The organism is Neisseria sp. HMSC066H01 (genome assembly GCF_001837375.1).
Lineage (GTDB): Bacteria > Pseudomonadota > Gammaproteobacteria > Burkholderiales > Neisseriaceae > Neisseria.
The window spans coordinates 73,134-90,160 of sequence record NZ_KV832200.1; the positions used below are offsets into that span (position 1 = coordinate 73,134).

General features: G+C 52.4%; 17 protein-coding genes. 7 read left to right on the top strand and 10 right to left on the bottom strand.

All coding sequences use genetic code 11. The annotated features are described in order from the left end of the window. Nucleotides 1-68 precede the first annotated feature (68 nt). The 6 genes from HMPREF2551_RS09965 to HMPREF2551_RS09990 all read right to left on the bottom strand — a co-directional run bounded on the left by HMPREF2551_RS09965 (nt 69) and on the right by HMPREF2551_RS09990 (nt 3,922). Nucleotides 69-362, bottom strand: a complete 294-nt coding sequence (locus tag HMPREF2551_RS09965; RefSeq protein ID WP_003684039.1) for a helix-turn-helix domain-containing protein — start codon at nt 360-362, stop codon at nt 69-71. A gap of 403 nt (nt 363-765) precedes the next feature. Continuing rightward, nucleotides 766-1,545, bottom strand: coding sequence for a type I methionyl aminopeptidase (map, locus tag HMPREF2551_RS09970; RefSeq protein ID WP_004520245.1), 780 nt, complete (start codon nt 1,543-1,545; stop codon nt 766-768). A 63-nt stretch (nt 1,546-1,608) separates the two neighbouring features. Then, a complete protein-coding gene (locus HMPREF2551_RS09975) occupies nt 1,609-2,223 on the bottom strand; it encodes a hypothetical protein (protein WP_070838789.1) in 615 nt (204 codons plus the stop codon). Between the two features lie 67 nt (nt 2,224-2,290). Beyond that, nucleotides 2,291-2,902 (bottom strand): BON domain-containing protein, encoded by a 612-nt coding sequence (locus HMPREF2551_RS09980; RefSeq protein ID WP_036493677.1) that lies wholly within the window; start codon nt 2,900-2,902, stop codon nt 2,291-2,293. A 74-nt stretch (nt 2,903-2,976) separates the two neighbouring features. Continuing rightward, complete coding sequence (locus tag HMPREF2551_RS09985) at nt 2,977-3,570, bottom strand: phosphoheptose isomerase (RefSeq protein ID WP_070838790.1); 594 nt, start codon at nt 3,568-3,570, stop codon at nt 2,977-2,979. 4 nt (nt 3,571-3,574) lie between these two features. Further along, nucleotides 3,575-3,922: a YraN family protein gene (locus HMPREF2551_RS09990; protein ID WP_070838791.1), complete on the bottom strand. Its 348-nt coding sequence runs from the start codon at nt 3,920-3,922 to the stop codon at nt 3,575-3,577. 65 nt (nt 3,923-3,987) lie between these two features. On the opposite strand from HMPREF2551_RS09990, the gene rsmI reads away from it, so the two are divergent. Further along, entirely contained in the window at nt 3,988-4,875 is an 888-nt protein-coding gene (gene rsmI / locus HMPREF2551_RS09995; RefSeq protein ID WP_070838792.1) for a 16S rRNA (cytidine(1402)-2'-O)-methyltransferase, read from the top strand. Nucleotides 4,876-5,094: 219 nt separating this feature from the next. After that, nucleotides 5,095-5,715: a DUF1269 domain-containing protein gene (locus HMPREF2551_RS10000; RefSeq protein ID WP_070838793.1), complete on the top strand. Its 621-nt coding sequence runs from the start codon at nt 5,095-5,097 to the stop codon at nt 5,713-5,715. A gap of 233 nt (nt 5,716-5,948) precedes the next feature. On the opposite strand, the gene HMPREF2551_RS10005 is transcribed toward HMPREF2551_RS10000, so the two are convergent. The 3 genes from HMPREF2551_RS10005 to HMPREF2551_RS10015 form a co-directional block, all read right to left on the bottom strand. Then, on the bottom strand, nt 5,949-6,758 hold the full coding sequence (locus tag HMPREF2551_RS10005) for an alpha/beta hydrolase (protein WP_070838794.1): 810 nt from the start codon (nt 6,756-6,758) through the stop codon (nt 5,949-5,951). A 114-nt stretch (nt 6,759-6,872) separates the two neighbouring features. Further along, nucleotides 6,873-7,862, bottom strand: a complete 990-nt coding sequence (locus HMPREF2551_RS10010) for a peptidylprolyl isomerase (protein ID WP_070712224.1) — start codon at nt 7,860-7,862, stop codon at nt 6,873-6,875. Continuing rightward, the gene (locus HMPREF2551_RS10015) at nt 7,859-10,258 is read right to left on the bottom strand and encodes an LPS-assembly protein LptD (protein WP_349267171.1); all 2,400 of its coding nucleotides are present in this window, start codon (nt 10,256-10,258) and stop codon (nt 7,859-7,861) included. The genes HMPREF2551_RS10010 and HMPREF2551_RS10015 overlap by 4 nt, the downstream gene beginning before the upstream one ends. 69 nt (nt 10,259-10,327) lie before the next feature. Here HMPREF2551_RS10015 and amgK point away from each other — a divergent pair, with 69 nt between their 5' ends. From amgK to HMPREF2551_RS10030, 3 genes are all read left to right on the top strand, one after another. Next, nucleotides 10,328-11,332: an N-acetylmuramate/N-acetylglucosamine kinase AmgK gene (amgK, locus tag HMPREF2551_RS10020; protein ID WP_070838796.1), complete on the top strand. Its 1,005-nt coding sequence runs from the start codon at nt 10,328-10,330 to the stop codon at nt 11,330-11,332. Between the two features lie 84 nt (nt 11,333-11,416). Then, complete coding sequence (gene mnmG / locus HMPREF2551_RS10025) at nt 11,417-13,312, top strand: tRNA uridine-5-carboxymethylaminomethyl(34) synthesis enzyme MnmG (RefSeq protein WP_070838797.1); 1,896 nt, start codon at nt 11,417-11,419, stop codon at nt 13,310-13,312. 280 nt (nt 13,313-13,592) lie between these two features. After that, complete coding sequence (locus HMPREF2551_RS10030) at nt 13,593-15,059, top strand: KAP family P-loop NTPase fold protein (protein ID WP_070624728.1); 1,467 nt, start codon at nt 13,593-13,595, stop codon at nt 15,057-15,059. Nucleotides 15,060-15,134: 75 nt separating this feature from the next. Here the strand turns inward: HMPREF2551_RS10030 and HMPREF2551_RS10035 are convergent, their stop codons facing one another. Next, complete coding sequence (locus HMPREF2551_RS10035) at nt 15,135-15,728, bottom strand: 5-formyltetrahydrofolate cyclo-ligase (protein WP_070838798.1); 594 nt, start codon at nt 15,726-15,728, stop codon at nt 15,135-15,137. Between the two features lie 78 nt (nt 15,729-15,806). Between HMPREF2551_RS10035 and HMPREF2551_RS10040 the strand changes: the two genes are divergently transcribed. Both HMPREF2551_RS10040 and rpsB read left to right on the top strand, forming a co-directional pair. Further along, nucleotides 15,807-16,049, top strand: a complete 243-nt coding sequence (locus HMPREF2551_RS10040) for a hypothetical protein (RefSeq protein ID WP_070838799.1) — start codon at nt 15,807-15,809, stop codon at nt 16,047-16,049. Nucleotides 16,050-16,227: 178 nt separating this feature from the next. Next, nucleotides 16,228-16,956, top strand: coding sequence for a 30S ribosomal protein S2 (rpsB, locus tag HMPREF2551_RS10045; RefSeq protein WP_002258397.1), 729 nt, complete (start codon nt 16,228-16,230; stop codon nt 16,954-16,956). Nucleotides 16,957-17,027: the final 71 nt, after the last annotated feature.

The following is a 17,027-nucleotide window of genomic DNA, read 5'->3' on the forward strand; positions in this document are numbered from 1 at the left end:
CCCTTAGGGTGTAGAAAGTAAAAAGACCGTCTGAAAACGAATTTCAGACGGCCTTTTGAATAGCTTGATTATTTGCCTTTGTCGGCTTTGGCTTCTTTTTTCAGAGAAGCGTACAACTCAGGGTCGCGGTTTTTCAGCAGGGACGCAACGGCCAAGTCGTCACGGTTAACTTTAGCCAAGTCTACGCGCTCGATGTGTACTAAACGCAGCAATTCGCGTACAGGTTTAGGCATATTGCGGCCAGATTCGTAACGAGAACCACCGGATTGAGTCACACCAATGCGGCTCCAGAAGTCCATTTGGTTCAGGCCGAGTTTTTTACGGATATCGCGGATGTTTTCAATTTTTTCGAACGATTTCATGAATCTTCCTTATTGTGGTATTTGTTGCATGCCTCTAGGCATAAAAATGGGTCTGCAAGAATGCCGGCATCCCTTTCCTGTAGGCTTTTGGGGTGATATGTGGGCGTATTGCAAATGACTGATCTAGATAATTAGACAGTATATTCGAAAGAAGTTTTCCTCTGTCTGCCATAATTTGTGTAAATATTTCTTAATTCATTATTTCATTAAATTTTCATTATATAAATCATCAAATTATGCGATTATCTTAAATATGGCGTAAGCAAATTTTTACATAATTAAACAATTCAATTTGGGTAAAAACTTAATTTTGAGTTTTTATTCGGTTTTCTAGGTTGAGAATACGAATAAATTTCAGGCCGTCTGAATCTATGTTTTCAGACGGCCTGAAGGTTTTTCAAGGTTAAGGCTTACCGCTGGCAGGGCTGATGGTAAGGATTTCGTAGCCGGTTTCGGTAACCAAAACTTCGTGTTCCCATTGGGCGGAGAGGGAGCGGTCTTTGGTGACCACTGTCCAACCGTCGTTCAGGATGCGCAGATGGCGTTTGCCTTGGTTGATCATCGGCTCGATGGTGAAAATCATTCCCGGTTTGAGGACGAGGCCTTCACCTTTGCGGCCGTAGTGGACTACTTGAGGCGCTTCGTGGAAGCCGCGGCCGATGCCGTGTCCGCAGAATTCCTGTACGACGGAGTAGCCGGCATTTTCGGCAACCTGTTGGCAGGCGTAGCCGACATCGCCGAGGGTGGCGCCGGGTTTGACCGCTTCGATACCTGCCATCATGGAGGCGTGGGTCACGTCGATCAGGCGTTGGGCAATCGGGGAGACTTTGCCGACGGTAAACATACGGCTGGAGTCGCCGTGGAAACCGTCTTTTTTAATGGTCAGGTCGATGTTGACGATGTCGCCTTCTTTCAGCGGCTTGTCATCAGGAATGCCGTGGCAGATGACGTGGTTGACGGAGGTGCAGCAGGATTTCGGGTAGGGCGGGTTGCCGTAGTTGAGGGGGGCTGGATAACCGCCTTGAACGTTGACGTGGTAGTCGTAAACGAGTTTGTCGATTTCGTTGGTGGTTACGCCGGGTTTGACGAATTGGCCGATGTAATCGAGGGCTTCGGCGACCAAGCGGCCGAGTTCGCGCATTTTTTCGATTTCTTCGGGGGTTTTGATGATGACTTTGTCCATGAGGTTTCCTTCTTGTTTCAGACGGCATGGAGGCAGTCTGAACGGGACGGGTGTGCCGTCTGTTTAAAACAGGTTGTCGAGATTGTCTTTATTGCGCGGTTTGGCTTGTGGTTTTGCCTCAGGCTCGGCTTTCGGAGTCGGTTTGGACTCGGGGGCTTTGGCTTTTTCCGGTTTGTTTTCTACCGCTTGTGCGGCAGGTTTGTTGCTTGCGGCTTTGTTTTCTACCGGCTGGCTGTCTGCTTTAGGTTTGTTTTGAGCGGCAGAGCTGTTGTTGTCGGATTGTGTGTTTTCTGATTTGCCGGCTTCAGCACGTTTGTTTTCTGTGCGTTTGCTGCGGTGTGCAGTGGAGCGGTCGTTTTTTATACCTTCTTCCGCTTTTTCGCCTTTTTCGCCTTTTTCGTCTTGTGGGACGACAGGATTGCCGGAGGCGGTTTTTGCGTCGCCGTCTTTGGCAGGTTGAACGGTTTCAGGTTCGACTGCGCCGTTGGGGCGCCAAACTTCAATGCGTGTGTCGGTTTGTTCGGCAGGGTTTTTTTCGGGTACGTCGGTTTTACCGGAGTTTAGGGTACTGAATACGCCGGCAACAAGGGCTGCGACGGCAACGAAGCTGACAAGGAAGAATGCGCGGATTAAGTGTTTGGGTTTAAGTTGGAAAGGGGCTTTATTATTTTTTGACATGATGGGTCAGGTAATAGTTGGTGGGATGGCCGTCTGAATGTTCAGACGGCCCTGAATTGCCTGTGAATCAGTTGGCAACGTAGTTTTGATAGAGGGTAACGACTTTTTGTACGCCGACGGTCGTGCTGACTTTTTGGGTCACGCGGGCTTGCTCGTCAGGCGTAAGGATACCCATGACATAGGTCACGTTGCCGTAAGTTACGATTTTGACACGCGCCTGGGTGGCCGGGCTGAGGCCCAACAGGGCGGCGCGGACTTTGGATGTGCCCCAAGTATCGTTGGTCACATCGCCGAGCGAACGCGCTTGTGAGGCAACGGTGATGTAGTTGTACACGCCTTCTGCAGCTTGTTCGGAACGGGCGATGCGTTCAACAAATTGTTTTTCGCCTTCGGTAGCCACTTGGCCGAGCAGGAGTAGGTGGCGGTTGTAGCCGACAACGTTCAGTTTGGGCTTGTAGCCTTCGACTTGGTTGTTTTGGCGCAGGTAGGAGCGTGCGGTGGTTTCGACGCGCAGTGCCATAACGTTGTCGTCGGTTTGCGCACCGGTGGTGCGGCGGTCGACGGCGGATTTGGTGCCGACGGCTGCACCGCCGATCAGAGCGCCGACGCAGCCGCTCAGACTCAGGCTCAAGAGGGTCGCAGTCAGAACGGGGAGGGCGTAGCGTTTGATATTCTTCATATCCTTTTTCCTTGGGTATGGACGGTTGGGTGTTCAGACGGCCTTTAAGGGACGGGCCGTCTGAAAAGAAAGGATTATATGCCTTCGAGCAGGACGGAGTCGATGCAGTCGCACATAGCGTGAATCAGCAAAATATGGTTTTCCTGAATGCGGGCAGTGCGCGGATAAGGGACGTTGAGCAAAACGTCGGTATCTTTGAGCATGGCGGCGATTTTTCCGCCGTCGCGGCCGGTCATGGCGATGACTTGCATGTCGCGCTCGTGTGCGGCTTTGATGGCTTCGATAACGTTGGCGGAATTACCGGAGGTGGAGATGCCGACCAATACGTCGCCGGCACGTCCGAGCGCGCGCACTTGTTTGCTGAATACATGGTCGAAACCGTAGTCGTTACCGATGGCGGTCAGGGCGGAAGTGTCTGTCGTCAGCGCGACAGCGGCCAATTCCATGCGTTCTTTTTCAAAACGGCCGGTCATTTCTGCGGCGAAGTGTTGTGCGTCGGCAGCCGAACCGCCGTTGCCGCAGGCCAGGATTTTGCCGTCGTTCATCAGGCATTGCAGCATCAGCTCGGCAGCCTGTGCGGTCGGCTCGACCAGTACTTTTTCGGCTTCCTGCTTGGCGCGGATGCTCTCGGCAAAATGTGCGGAAACGCGTTCTTGTAATGTTGTCATGAGGTTAACCTGTAATATTTTGAATCCATTCGGGTTGGCCGTCGCCTTCAATCAGTACCGCATCCAGGCGGCAGGGAGCATGGTTCAACCCGTGCTTTTGCAGATAATACTCTACACTTCGTTGCAATTTCAATAATTTGGACGGCGAGATGCTGTATGCGGCACCACCGAAACCTCGGTTTTTGCGGTATTTTACTTCAACAAACACAATCGTACCGCCGTTTTTGACGATTAAATCGATTTCGCCGTAGGCACAATGCCAGTTCCGAGCCAGCAGCGAGCAGCCTTTGGCCAGCAGGAACGCCAGTGCCGCATCTTCGGCCGCCGCCCCCTGTTTGTGGTTTAAGCGCATGAAAAGTTTACCCGTTATATAATCATTGTTTTTAAAGAGACGCCGTTTCAGACGGCCTTGAATCTATGTACACAAAACACCTGCAAAAAGCCGTCGACAGCATCGAAAAACAGACATTATACGTTGTCGCCACACCCATCGGCAATTTAGCCGACATAACGCTGCGCGCGCTGGCCGTGCTGCAAAAGGCCGATATTATCTGCGCCGAGGACACCCGTGTTACCGCCCAGCTTTTGAGTGCGTACGGCATTCAGGGCAAACTCGTGAGCGTGCGCGAACACAACGAGCAGCAAATGGCCGACAAAATCATCTCCTATCTTTCAGACGGCCTGAGCGTCGCCCAAGTTTCGGATGCGGGCACGCCTGCGGTTTGCGATCCCGGTGCGAAACTTGCCGCCCGAGTGCGTGAAGCCGGATTTAAAGTGGTACCTGTGGTCGGAGCCAGCGCGGTCATGGGGGCGTTGAGCGTGGCCGGGGTGACGGAATCCGATTTTTACTTCAACGGTTTCCTGCCGCCTAAGACCGGCGAACGCCAAAAGCTGCTGGCTAAATGGGCTGAGGCCGATTTTCCGATTGTGATGTTTGAAACGCCGCACCGTATCGAAGCAAGCCTTGCGGATATGGCCGCGCAGTTCCCCGAACGCCGTTTGACTTTGGCGCGAGAAATTACCAAAACGTTTGAAACCTTCCTCAGCGGCACGGTTGCCGAAATCCAAGCCGCCCTCAAAAACGACAGCAACCAAACGCGCGGCGAGATGGTGCTGGTGTTGCACCCTGCGGTGAAAGAGAAACACAGCGATTTGCCTGAGGCGGCGCAAAACACGATGAAAATCCTTGCGGCCGAGTTGCCGACCAAACAAGCCGCCGAGCTTGCCGCCAAGATTACCGGCGAAAGCAAAAAAGCCTTGTACGATTTAGCGTTGGAGTGGAAACGGATTTCAGACGATGCTTGAGGTCTTGCAGGCTTATTTCTCTCAACCTGTGGTGTGAACGATGCGACGATTTCCTACAGGCAAGGCTGGGTATTGTTCGTTATCCGTTTGCCGGTTCTACAGGCTTTACATAGGTAAAGTTTTGTTTGCCGCATTGCTCCCCCCCCCCCCTTGCAATTTACACTGACACCGCATACAACTTGTATGTTCTTAAATCTTTCAACCCACGGGAGTAGACTTATGAAACAAAACATCATCGTTGTCTTATTCAACATCTCCAGCGAAGCTTATCAAGCCTTTTCTGAATTGAAAGCTTACTCGCAGACAACAGATGCTTTGGTGGCACAAGCCGTTTTGATTAAAAAGGAAAATGGTCTGATTATGCCAGCAGAAAGCACCGACTTTACCGCCAATACGGTCGAAGGCACATGGACGGGCGGCCTCATTGGTTCACTGGTCGGCATTCTCGGCGGTCCTATCGGTGTTCTGTTGGGTGGAGCTACTGGCGCACTCATCGGCAGTGATGCAGGCACTGCCCAAACATTGGGAGAGGAGTTGTTGCTGGAAAATACAGCCAAAAAACTGGATAACGGCAGTACTGCAATCATTATTTTGGCGCAAGAATCCGACGAAGCTGTATTGGATGCCTTCTTCCACCGTTTCAAAACCGTTATTCTCCGGCAAGATGCAGCCGTTGCCCAACAGGACGTATTGGCAGCAATAGAAGCGCAGGAAGAAGTGGCACGTCAGGCACACGAAGCGTGGAAAAAACAGCGCAAAGCCGAGCGCAAAGAGAAAGTGGAAGCCTTCAAGGCCGACATCAAACAAAAATTCGACAAATTGGCAGCCAAGTTGAAATAACACTGCCACCAACCCAAGGTATGTAACCGCTCAAATTTTCCGTTTCGGATGCATGCCAAACCGGTTTGAGGCTACCTGAAAATCTATTTTTCAGGTAGCCTCTCCCTTTTTCATGCCCCGAGACCTTTGCAAAGGTCTCGGCCTTTTTATAATTGGATTTTAGATCGATCCAATAGGTTCAATACGCTTCTAAGTTTGCGTTTCAGACGGCCTCGATGTTTGGCAAACCTGCTTCAACGCTGCCATGCGCTGCGCAAATATTCGATGCAGTCGGTCAGGGCGTAAAACGGGGCATTGCCGTGATTGGCGTTGGGGTAGAGGGTAAAGCGGACATCTGCGCCGAGGTGGTGCAAAGTGCCGGCAAGAATTTTGGCTTGTGCAACCATGCCGCGGCTGGTTTGGTCGGGGCGGTTGTTTCTGCCTTCATGTTCGCCTGCACCGAGGCGGATGCCGATTCCTTGCGGCAATGTGCCGGGCAGCCAATCAAGTACGCGGCGGTCTTGCCACCAGATAGACGGCGAAACCAGCAAATAATGGCGGAATCGTTCGGGACGGGTGAACAGGGAATAGAGGCCGTACAGTGCGCCGAACGAATGGCCGAAGATGGCTTGGTTTTGGGTATCGATGCGGTATTTGCTGTCGAGCAGTGTGGAGAGTTCGTCATCGATAAAGCGGCTGAAGCGGTCGGCTTGGCCGTATTGTTTGCGTTCGGATTCGGGCGCGTTGTCGGGCAGCGGCGGCGTGTAGTCGAGGGCGCGTTGGCTTAAGTCGCGGATGGTGCCGCAGGTGTAGCCGATACCGACAATCAGACAGGCGGCATGGCTTTTGGTGATGGGGTTGATGAGCAGGGATTGCGCCATATTGAGGATGGCGGGGAAAAAGGCATCTCCGTCAAGGATATATAGTACGGGATAGCCGCCTGCCGGACGCTCGCCGAGTGTCGCGGCTTGAATGCGGTAGGTGCGGCCGGTGTGGGCGGAGGTAACGGAGGTTTCTTCGGCTTGCAGCAGGGTGGCGGTTTGCCAGTTGGGACGGATGGGCATGATGGGGTGCTTTAATCAATGGGTTGCTTAAGTAAAAGGAGAGAAGGCCGTCTGAACAATGGATTTCAGACGGCCTTATTGTACGGATTTCTGCTTTTTTAACAATACGCGCGATTAGCGTACGTCAACGTATGAGCTGCTGTGCAGTTCGCGCAGGAGGTTGGTGGTCGCCTGTTGTGCTTTTTGTTGGGACAGATACTGGCGGACGGCGTTTTGTTGGCGCTCTTCAGGCGTACCTGCTTCGCGGACGTCGTTCAGCTTGATGATGTGCCAGCCGAATTGAGTGCGGACAGGGGCGCTGATTTGGCCGGGTTTGAGTTTGTGGACGGCTTCTTCAAATGGGGCAACCATCATGCCGTCGGCAAACCAGCCCAAATCGCCGCCATTGCCGGCACTACTGTCTTGCGAGTATTGGCGTGCCAAACCGCCAAAATCTGCGCCGCTGCGGGCTTGTGAGTAGATTTTGCGGATGGTGCTTTCTGCGCCGACGGCGGCATTGTCGTTGTCGGCTTTAATGAGGATGTGTTGGGCATGGTATTGGCGTACAGGGTCTGCTTCAGGCAAGGTCACGCCTTGTTGTTTGGCCTGTTCGATGTAGCGTGCCACTTCGGAGTCGCTGACACGGCTGTTTTGCATGATGGCCTGTTGGCGCACTTTTTCAACAATAATGCTGTCGGCGATGTCTTGACGGACGGCGGCAGACGGGTTTTTGATGTTGGGGTTGTGCGCGATAACGGCTTCGATTTCGCTATCGGTCGCTTGGATGTTGCGGCGTTTGCCTGCTTGGAGAATCAGGGATTGGTTGATCATTTGTGCCAAAACTTGTTGGCGCAGCTCGTTGGCGTCCATTTGCGTGCCTTTAGGCATGGTTTGGCGCGCTTGCGCTACGGCTTGCGCTACTTGGCGGTGGGTAATGACTTCGTTGTCGACAACCGCAGCAATGCCGTCTGAAAGATGTACGCCGCTTTGTACGGCAGGCATGGTGGTGGCGCTGACGACTGGAGTTTTGTTGGCACGCGCTTTGCCTGCTTTGGCTTTAGGGGCGGCGTGTGCGCCTACTGCAAGAGTGAGTGCGGCGACGAGAATCAGGGGTTTGAAGTTCATTGTTTGACTACCTCGTTGGTTTTGCTGTAACCGGGGATGGTTAAGCGGAGTTTTTCGAATGGGTTGTTGCCGATATTGCTCAAGTCTTTGAGTTGGAGGTTGAAGAATACGGCGTTTTTGTGGCTGTTTTCGCCGGTAACATAGCGTTGGCCGACCAAGCTTGCGCTCCAGCAGCCGCAGTTGCTTTTGTATTCTGCACCGATGAGCATTTCCAGCGGTTTTTTGGCTTCGATTTCGTAGTTGTAACGGGCGACGGCGTACAGGTTTTTACTCAACGGCCATTGGGCGGCAAGGTCGACTTGGCTGAGCCTGTCGTAGAAATAGTCGCCGTTGGCTTGCAGATAAATGCGCTCGTTGCGTCCGTATTTGTAGCGCGCGCTTAAGACTTTGCCGGGTTCGGGGTTGTAGGCAATCCCTGCGGCGTAGCTTTCGGCACGGCTTTGGTTTTGGTTGTAGTGGATGTCCAAGTCGATGCGGATGCTCGGGGTAATGTTGCCGTGTGCAAAGGCTACCCAGTCGGATTGGCTGCGCGGATAATTGCTGACGTTGCCGTCAGGCAGGACGTTGTCTTTTTTGAAATAAAACTTCTGGCCGATACCTGCACGGAAGAGTTCCGCACCGGTATTGGGGTTGAGGATGCGGCTTTGTGTGGCCAGCGTCAGGCTGTTGGCAGAATTGATGCGGTCGTTGCCGGAATACAGGTTTTCGCGGAACAGCTGCGAATAGGTAAAGCTGTTTTCGGAGCTGTCGAAATTGGGCAGGTCGTTTTGGGACTTGGTCGGAATGTAGTTGTAAAACAGGCGCGGTTCAAGCGTTTGCAGGTATTCCCCGCCGAAGAGTCGGGCCCTGCGCTCGAAAGTCAGGCCGCTGTCGACGTTGATAATCGGCAGGACGCGGCTGACATTGCGGCTGCTTTGGCCGTTGAAGCTGTTGAGGCTGTAATAAGTGGCGTGTACACCGACTTTAGGTCGGATGTAGCCCCATTGGTTGTGGAAGTCCCATTTAACGCTCGGGTAGAGCACCACGCGGCTGCCGTCTTGCTTGGTATCATGGTCAAAACGGGTGAATTGGCCGAACACGTTAAGCTGAGCCTTGCCGAGATGGCTTTGCCAACGGCCGGTCAGACGGGGCATGATGGCATAAGGCTCGTCTTTATAACCGTCTTGGTTGGCCAGCGTTTGGTATTTTTGTACGCGCAACGAGCCGTCAAAGCTGCCGCCTAGCAGTTTGTCGCTGTAATTGAGCCATGCTTGACGGTCGAGGTTGACGTTGCGCGCGATGTCTTCGCGGCCGTAGAAGTCGCGGTAGTAATCATCGTCGGAAACTTGGTTGTAGTTGATGCCGCCGCTGATTTTGCTGTTCAGCTGCTGCTGGTGTTTCCATTTGAACTGGTAGCGGTTGTTGTGGATGCTTTTTTGGTCGTTCGGCATCCAGTCGCCATCGACTTCGCCGCTGTAATTCGGCTGCAGATAACGCACTTGGCCGCCCAGTTGCACGCCGCGTTTGCTGATGATGCCCGGGCGGATGGTGGCATCCAAATTTGGGGCAAGGTTGAAGTAGTAGGGCAGGCTCAGCTCAAGGCCGTCTGAACCGGTGGCAATGGTCGGAACGAGCAGGCCGCTTTTGCGGTTGCCGTTGATGGGGAAGTCCGCCCAAGGCGTGTAGAGGACGGGGACACCGCCGAATACGAGCGAAGCGTGTTTGGCCACGCCGATGCCTGTCGACTCATCGGCTTCAATGCTTTGCGCTTGGATATACCAGCTGGCATCGCCGGGTGAACAGGTGTTGAATTTGGTGTTGATGAGCTTGTAGAGGCCTTTGCCTTTGAGTTCGGCTTTTTCGCTGACGCTTTGAAGGCGGCGGCCGCCTTGTTCGGTATTGAGGCGCACGGCGGTGCCGGAACCGGTTTGATTTTTGAGGTTGTAAACCAATTGGTCGCCGGATACGGTCGAACCGTTTTGATACAGGGTAAAGCGGTCGCCGGCGGTAACGGTATCGGTGGCTTGGTCGTATTGCGCCCAATCGGCGTTGAGAACATCGGCATTGCGCTCGACAATGACGTCGCCTTCGGCACGGACGCCGACTTGGGTCTGGCCTTCTATTTTATCGGCGTTGACGCGGGTGTAATCGGCAGGCAGGGCAGGCTCGCCGCTGCGTTTGATTTCGGCGGTTTCGGCCGGCTTGGCATCTTCGTGGTCGCAAAACAGGCAAGTGCTGCCCAAGGAAAGCGGATCGGCTTCGCTTTGGCCGGTTTTTGCCGGTTTGGATTCGGCGGCGTGGGCAGGGGTATAGTCTTCCGCCTGCGGAACAGAAGCATCTTCCGCGCGCACGGCTGTTGCGCCAAAGCCCATAATTAAGGCGAGTACCAAGGGTTTGAGTGAAAATAAACGAGCCAAAATCGCCCCTTAAATCGGTTTGCCAGTTAGAATAGCGGTTATTGTAACCTGAAATTCTGCGATACCGCTATGCAACGACAAACCGAATTACAAAACTGGCTGGAGTCTGTTTATCCGAACCAGTCGTTCGAATTGAGCTTTGCGGCAGCCGATGCCGACTTCCGCCGTTATTTCCGCGCGACGTTTTCAGACGGCCAGACCGTTATCTGTATGGATGCGCCTCCTGAGAAGATGAGTGTTGCGCCGTATTTGAAAGTGCAAAAATTGTTTAATATGGTCAATGTGCCGCAAGTGCTTCATGTGGATGAAGCGTTGGGCTTTATGGTGTTGAACGATTTGGGCAACACCACATTCCTGACCGCCATGAATCAGGAAAACAGCGAAACCGCCCACAAAGCCTTGCTGCTCGAAGCCATCGACGAACTGATCGAGCTGCAAAAAGCCAGCCAACCCGGCAAACTGCCGGAATACGACCGCGAAGTCATGCTGCGCGAGATTAATTTGTTCCCCGAATGGTTTGTGGTCAAAGAATTGGGCCGCGAGCTGACCTTCAAGCAACGCCAGTTGTGGCAGCAAACCGTCGATACGCTGCTGCCGCCCCTGTTGGCGCAGCCCAAAGTGTATGTCCACCGCGACTTTATCGTCCGCAATCTGATGCTGGCGAAAGGCCGCCCGGGCGTATTGGACTTCCAAGATGCGCTTTACGGTCCGATTTCCTATGATTTGGTGTCGCTGCTGCGCGATGCGTTTATCGAATGGGAAGAAGAATTTGTATTGGACTTGGTCATCCGTTACTGGGAAAAAGCACGCGCTGCCGAGTTGCCCGTGCCTGCCGAGTTTGACGAGTTCTACCGCTGGTTTGAATGGATGGGCGTACAACGCCATTTGAAAGTAGCCGGTATTTTTGCCCGCCTGTACTACCGCGACGGCAAAGACAAATACCGCCCGGAAATTCCGCGCTTCTTGAACTACTTGCGCCGCGTATCCCGCCGTTACAAGGATTTGGCGCCGCTTTATGCGTTGCTGGTCGAATTGGTCGGCGATGACGAATTGGAAACAGGCTATACCTTTTAAGCTTGTTTTTTTAAGATTTGATTCCACTTTTCAGACGGCCTGATCAACAAAAGGCCGTCTGAAACCTTTACAGAACACATAAACATGACTTACATGATTTACCCCAAAACCTACGACGTGATTGTCGTCGGCGGCGGCCATGCCGGTACCGAAGCCGCGCTTGCCGCCGCACGCATGGGTGCGCAAACCCTGCTGCTCTCACACAACATCGAAACCCTCGGCCAAATGTCGTGCAACCCCTCCATCGGCGGTATCGGCAAAGGCCATCTTGTGCGCGAACTCGACGCATTGGGCGGCGCAATGGCGTTGGCCACCGACAAATCCGGTATCCAGTTCCGCCGCTTGAACGCCAGCAAAGGCGCGGCGGTTCGTGCCACGCGCGCGCAGGCGGACCGCATCCTGTATAAAGCCGCCATCCGTGAAATGCTGGAAAACCAAGAAAATCTGGAGCTTTTCCAACAAGCCGTCGAAGACGTAACGCTTGATGGCGAACGCATCAGCGGCGTGGTTACCGCGATGGGCGTGGAGTTTAAAGCACGCGCCGTCGTGTTGACCGCCGGCACGTTTTTGTCCGGCAAAATCCACATCGGTTTGGAAAACTACGAAGGCGGCCGCGCCGGCGACCCCGCCGCCAAATCCTTGGGCGGCCGTTTACGCGAATTGAACCTGCCTCAAGGCCGTCTGAAAACCGGCACGCCGCCGCGTATCGACGGACGCACGATTGACTTCTCCCAGCTCACCGAACAGCCCGGCGACACACCCGTTCCCGTAATGTCCGTGCGCGGCAACGCCGAAATGCACCCGCGCCAAGTGTCTTGCTGGATTACGCATACCAACACGCAAACCCACGACATCATCCGTTCAGGCTTCGACCGCAGCCCCATGTTCACCGGCAAAATCGAAGGCGTCGGCCCGCGTTATTGTCCGTCTATCGAAGACAAAATCAACCGCTTCGCCGACAAAGACAGCCACCAGATTTTCCTCGAACCCGAAGGCCTGACCACACACGAATACTATCCAAACGGTATCTCCACCAGCCTGCCGTTCGACATCCAAATCGCCCTCGTGCGCAGCATGAAAGGCCTGGAAAACGCCCATATCCTGCGCCCCGGTTACGCCATCGAATATGACTACTTCGACCCGCGCAACCTCAAAGCCAGCCTCGAAACCAAAACCATCCAAGGCCTCTTCTTCGCCGGACAAATCAACGGCACGACCGGCTACGAAGAAGCCGCCGCACAAGGCTTGCTCGCAGGCGCAAATGCCGTGCAATACATCCGTGAACAAGACCCGCTCCTGCTGCGCCGCGAACAAGCCTATCTCGGCGTATTGGTGGACGACCTCATCACCAAAGGCGTGAACGAACCCTATCGCATGTTCACCAGCCGCGCCGAATACCGCCTGCAACTCAGGGAAGACAACGCCGACATGCGCCTGACCGAAGACGGCCACAAAATCGGCTTGGTGGGTGAAGCGCAATGGCGCATGTTCAACGAAAAACGCGAAGCCATCGAACGCGAAATCCAACGTTTGAAAACAACGTGGTACACACCGCAAAAACTCGCCGAAGAAGAGCAGCTGCGCGTATTCGGCCAAAAACTCAGCCGCGAAGCCAACCTGCACGATCTCCTGCGCCGCCCGAACCTCGACTACGCCGCGCTGATGACCCTGCCCGACGCACAACCTGAAACCGCACTTGCCGACAGCGTGGTCGAACAAGTCGAAATCCAAGTCAAATACCAAGGCTATATCGACCGCCAAAACGAAGAAATCGACAGCCGCCGCGATATCGAAACCTTAAAGCTGCCCGAGGATATCGATTACAGCAAAGTCAAAGGTTTGTCGGCAGAAGTGCAGCAAAAGCTCAATCAGCACAAACCCGAAACCGTCGGTCAAGCCAGCCGCATTTCCGGCGTAACCCCTGCCGCCGTCGCATTGCTGATGGTGCATTTGAAGCGCGGGTTTAAAGGGGCGAAGTAGGCTTACCCGCAGATAGGAAAAGGTCGTCTGAAACCGAACATTAGGTTTCAGACGACCTTTTTTAATACCGACACATATTTATGTAGATTAAAATAGAACGCACCCCCTGCCGTCATTCCCGCGCAGCGTCGTAGGTCGGATTCTTGTATCCGACATCTTGGACTGTGTCGGATACAAGTATCCGACCTACGGGTGAATAATTGCAGTCTGGATTCCAGCCTGCGCGGGAATGATGATACGGGTATTCTTATTTGAATTTATGATTAAACAAAGGGATGGCATGGAAACTCAAACTTTAGAAAAACCCACTTTCGATACACAAGACGAATTCAAGCGTAAGCCGATAGCCGAAAACATCATCAGGCTGCTTACTTCGCCCATCGACCTTTCCCCTATGGTCATCGACGGCGGCTGGGGAACGGGTAAAACCGAATTTTGCCAAAAACTGATTCGGCTCATGCAACAGCAACATCCCGATTACCAGCCTGTCTATATTGACGCCTTCCGTTCAGACCACAGCGGAGAGCCTCTGCTGGCATTGCTTGCCGAAATCATCAAAACCTGTACACCGCCCAAAGATTCTGACGAAAAGCTTATTGAAGAACATAAAGATCGCATTAGGAAAATCACGAAAGCCGCAGGATTCTTGATGAAAACCGTTGCCAAGGCAGCGGTTGGTCATGTTCTAAAGCAAAATACAGACGATTTGGCAGAAGAGCTTCAACAGATAATGAATAACGACCAAGAAGCAGACAGTTTGGCCGAAACCGTAACCGATGCCGCTGCCACAATCGCCAGCCACACTATTGATGCAACCGTCGAAGCCTTGTTGAAAGAGCAAATCGAAGCGGAAAAAAATCTGGAAACGCTCAAAGCCTGCCTGAAAGAATTGGCAGCAGACAAACCGATTATCCTGTTTATCGACGAACTCGACCGCTGCCGCCCCGATTACGCCGTCGATATGCTGGAAGTCATCAAACATGTCTTTGATGTTGAAAACGTCAAAGTCGTTCTGGTGACGAACACCAAGCAACTGCGCGCGGCGATTAATCATCGGTATGGGGTGGAAGTGGATGCGCACAAATATTTGGATAAGTTCTTGAAGTATAGCTTTGCCTTACCAGATAAAGTTGTGGCTCGGTTTGAGGAAGAACGGGCTTTGGTTGCAGTTGAACATTTCAAACAGTTGATACGAAAAAGTCGTTGGGCTAATGAACTAAAAGATTTGATTGATGAACGTTCGCCAACAATAAATTTTATCAGCGATATGATAGAACGGAACAATATATCGCTTAGGGAAACAGAACGATTAGTCCGATTTTTAGAGATATACCATTCTTTAAGTGGTGGACTTGATAAGGTAATCTGGCAATATGCCTTGCTTCGCATTACAGGCGTATTTATCTTCTGCTTCTATCCGAATTTAATGGACGATATTAATAAAAATTGTGCTTATTCCAAAGATTTTGCACAAATATTTAATATTCAGGCGTTGTCGAATATTCCAAAAAATAGTTCAGGTGTTATTTATACAAGAACAAATGTAATTGCTATGATGCTAATTCTAAATAGCCAAATGGATACACATTTTAACTTTAATAATCTACATGATCTAAGCGAGTGGCAGAAGTATATGAATGAGGCATTTCTTGATAATGGTGAGATTTTTCCTCCCGGAATGAATGGGGTTTTATCAATCCTGAAAGAAACTTTCCGAGTACTCAGTTTTGAGCAAACACCACAATAAAATTAAAGGCCGTCTAAAACCCAAGAAATCAGGTTTCAGACGGCCTTTAATCATTTTAATAAACCGATAATTGTCCTATCGAGGCCGTCTGAATTTCAATACGCCAAGCTCGGAGACAAAGCCGTTTAGGGGGATGTCGTGGGGTTCGTTTGGCAGGGTATCGGTCAGTTGGCAGCCGAAGCCTACACCCAGGGTTTGGGTTTGTAGGCGGTATTTCATGGCGGAGAGGGTGGCGTCGTAATAGCCGCCGGCTTGTCCGAGGCGGTAGCCGCGTTTGTCGATGCCGACGATGGGGACCAGCAGCAGGCTGAGTTGGTGGACGCGGATTTTTTTGCCGGTGAATTGGGGGACATGCAATTTGGCGCGGCCGCGTTTGCGTTCTTGTTTGGCGCTGTCGGCAGGGTAGGGGGTGAACCACATCCGCCGTGTGTTCGGTTCGATATAGGGCAGGTAGAGTTTTGCGCCGCGTTTTTGTGCGGCACGGACAAAGCCGTCCAAACGCAATTCCTTGCCCATCGGCCAATACACGCCGATTTTCCGTCCTTTTTTGATGTAGGGCTTGAGCAGGCGGTTGATGGTTTCGGTGGCGGCGTTCCGTTCGTCGGCGCTCATTTGGGCGCGTGCGCGGCGGAACTGTTTACGTAGTGCCGATTTTTCGGGGTTCCTCATTTTCAGACGGCCTTTCGGGATTGCGGTAGAATGTTGCGATTATAACGATTTTGTTAACATTCAAACAGGACGCACACGATGTGGCACATTGTCGCCATCGGCTATCTTTTTGTTGCCGTGATGTTTTCCGCCGCGCAGCCGAGTATTGCGCGCGCGTTGATTTATTTGGTTTTTTGGGCAGTGTTGCCCACTGTGTTTACGGTCTTTGTCGTGACCATCCGTCGCCGCAACCGCCTGATGAAACGGCAGGAGCAGGCGGAGTTTGAAGCGGCCCACCAAAAGGCGGTACAGGCGGATGAAAAACAGGACGGGAAGGTATAAAATCCCTTTTCAGACGGCCTCTTATCCGCTATAATCCGTCAGTTTTCCATTTCGGAAACACGTTTTTATTTTTTTAAAACTTATGCCCACTTTCGCCGAAGGGTGCTTGACAATAGGCGCCGCCTATCAAGTTCTATGCGATTGAATGTGTGCTCTTTAACCCTTTCAAGGAAATAACATGTCTCAAATTACTATGCGTCAGATGATTGAAGCCGGTGTTCACTTCGGTCACCAAACCCGTTTCTGGAACCCGAAAATGGCTCAATACATTTTCGGTGCGCGCAACAAAATCCATATCGTAAACTTGGAAAAAACCCTGCCGATGTTCCAAGAGGCGCAAGAAGCCGTACGCCGTCTGGTTGCCAATAAAGGTACAGTATTGTTCGTAGGTACCAAACGCCAAGCCCGCGACATCATCCGCGAAGAAGCTACCCGTGCCGGTATGCCTTTCGTTGATCACCGTTGGTTGGGCGGTATGCTGACCAACTACAAAACCGTTAAGCAATCCATCAAACGCCTGGAAGAAAAAACTGCTGCCCTGGAAAACGCTGCTGAAGGCGGTTTCAACAAAAAAGAAATTCTGGAAATGCAACGCGACGTTGAAAAACTGGAACGTTCTTTGGGCGGTATCAAAAACATGAAAGGCCTGCCTGACGCGATTTTCGTTATCGATACCGGCTACCAAAAAGGTACTCTGGTTGAGGCTGAAAAACTGGGCATCCCTGTTATCGCCGTAGTTGATACCAACAACAGCCCTGATGGTGTGAAATACGTTATCCCTGGTAACGATGACTCCGCCAAAGCCATCCGCCTGTACTGCCGCGGCATCGCCGACGCAGTTTTGGAAGGCAAAAACCAAGCGCTGCAAGAAACTGTAGCCGCTGCCCAAGAAGCTGCTGCCGAGTAATTCGGTACACGGAAGAGGGGCGTTATGCCCCTTTTCTCAAATCCCGTTCTGAAATCCGTTTCAGACGGCCA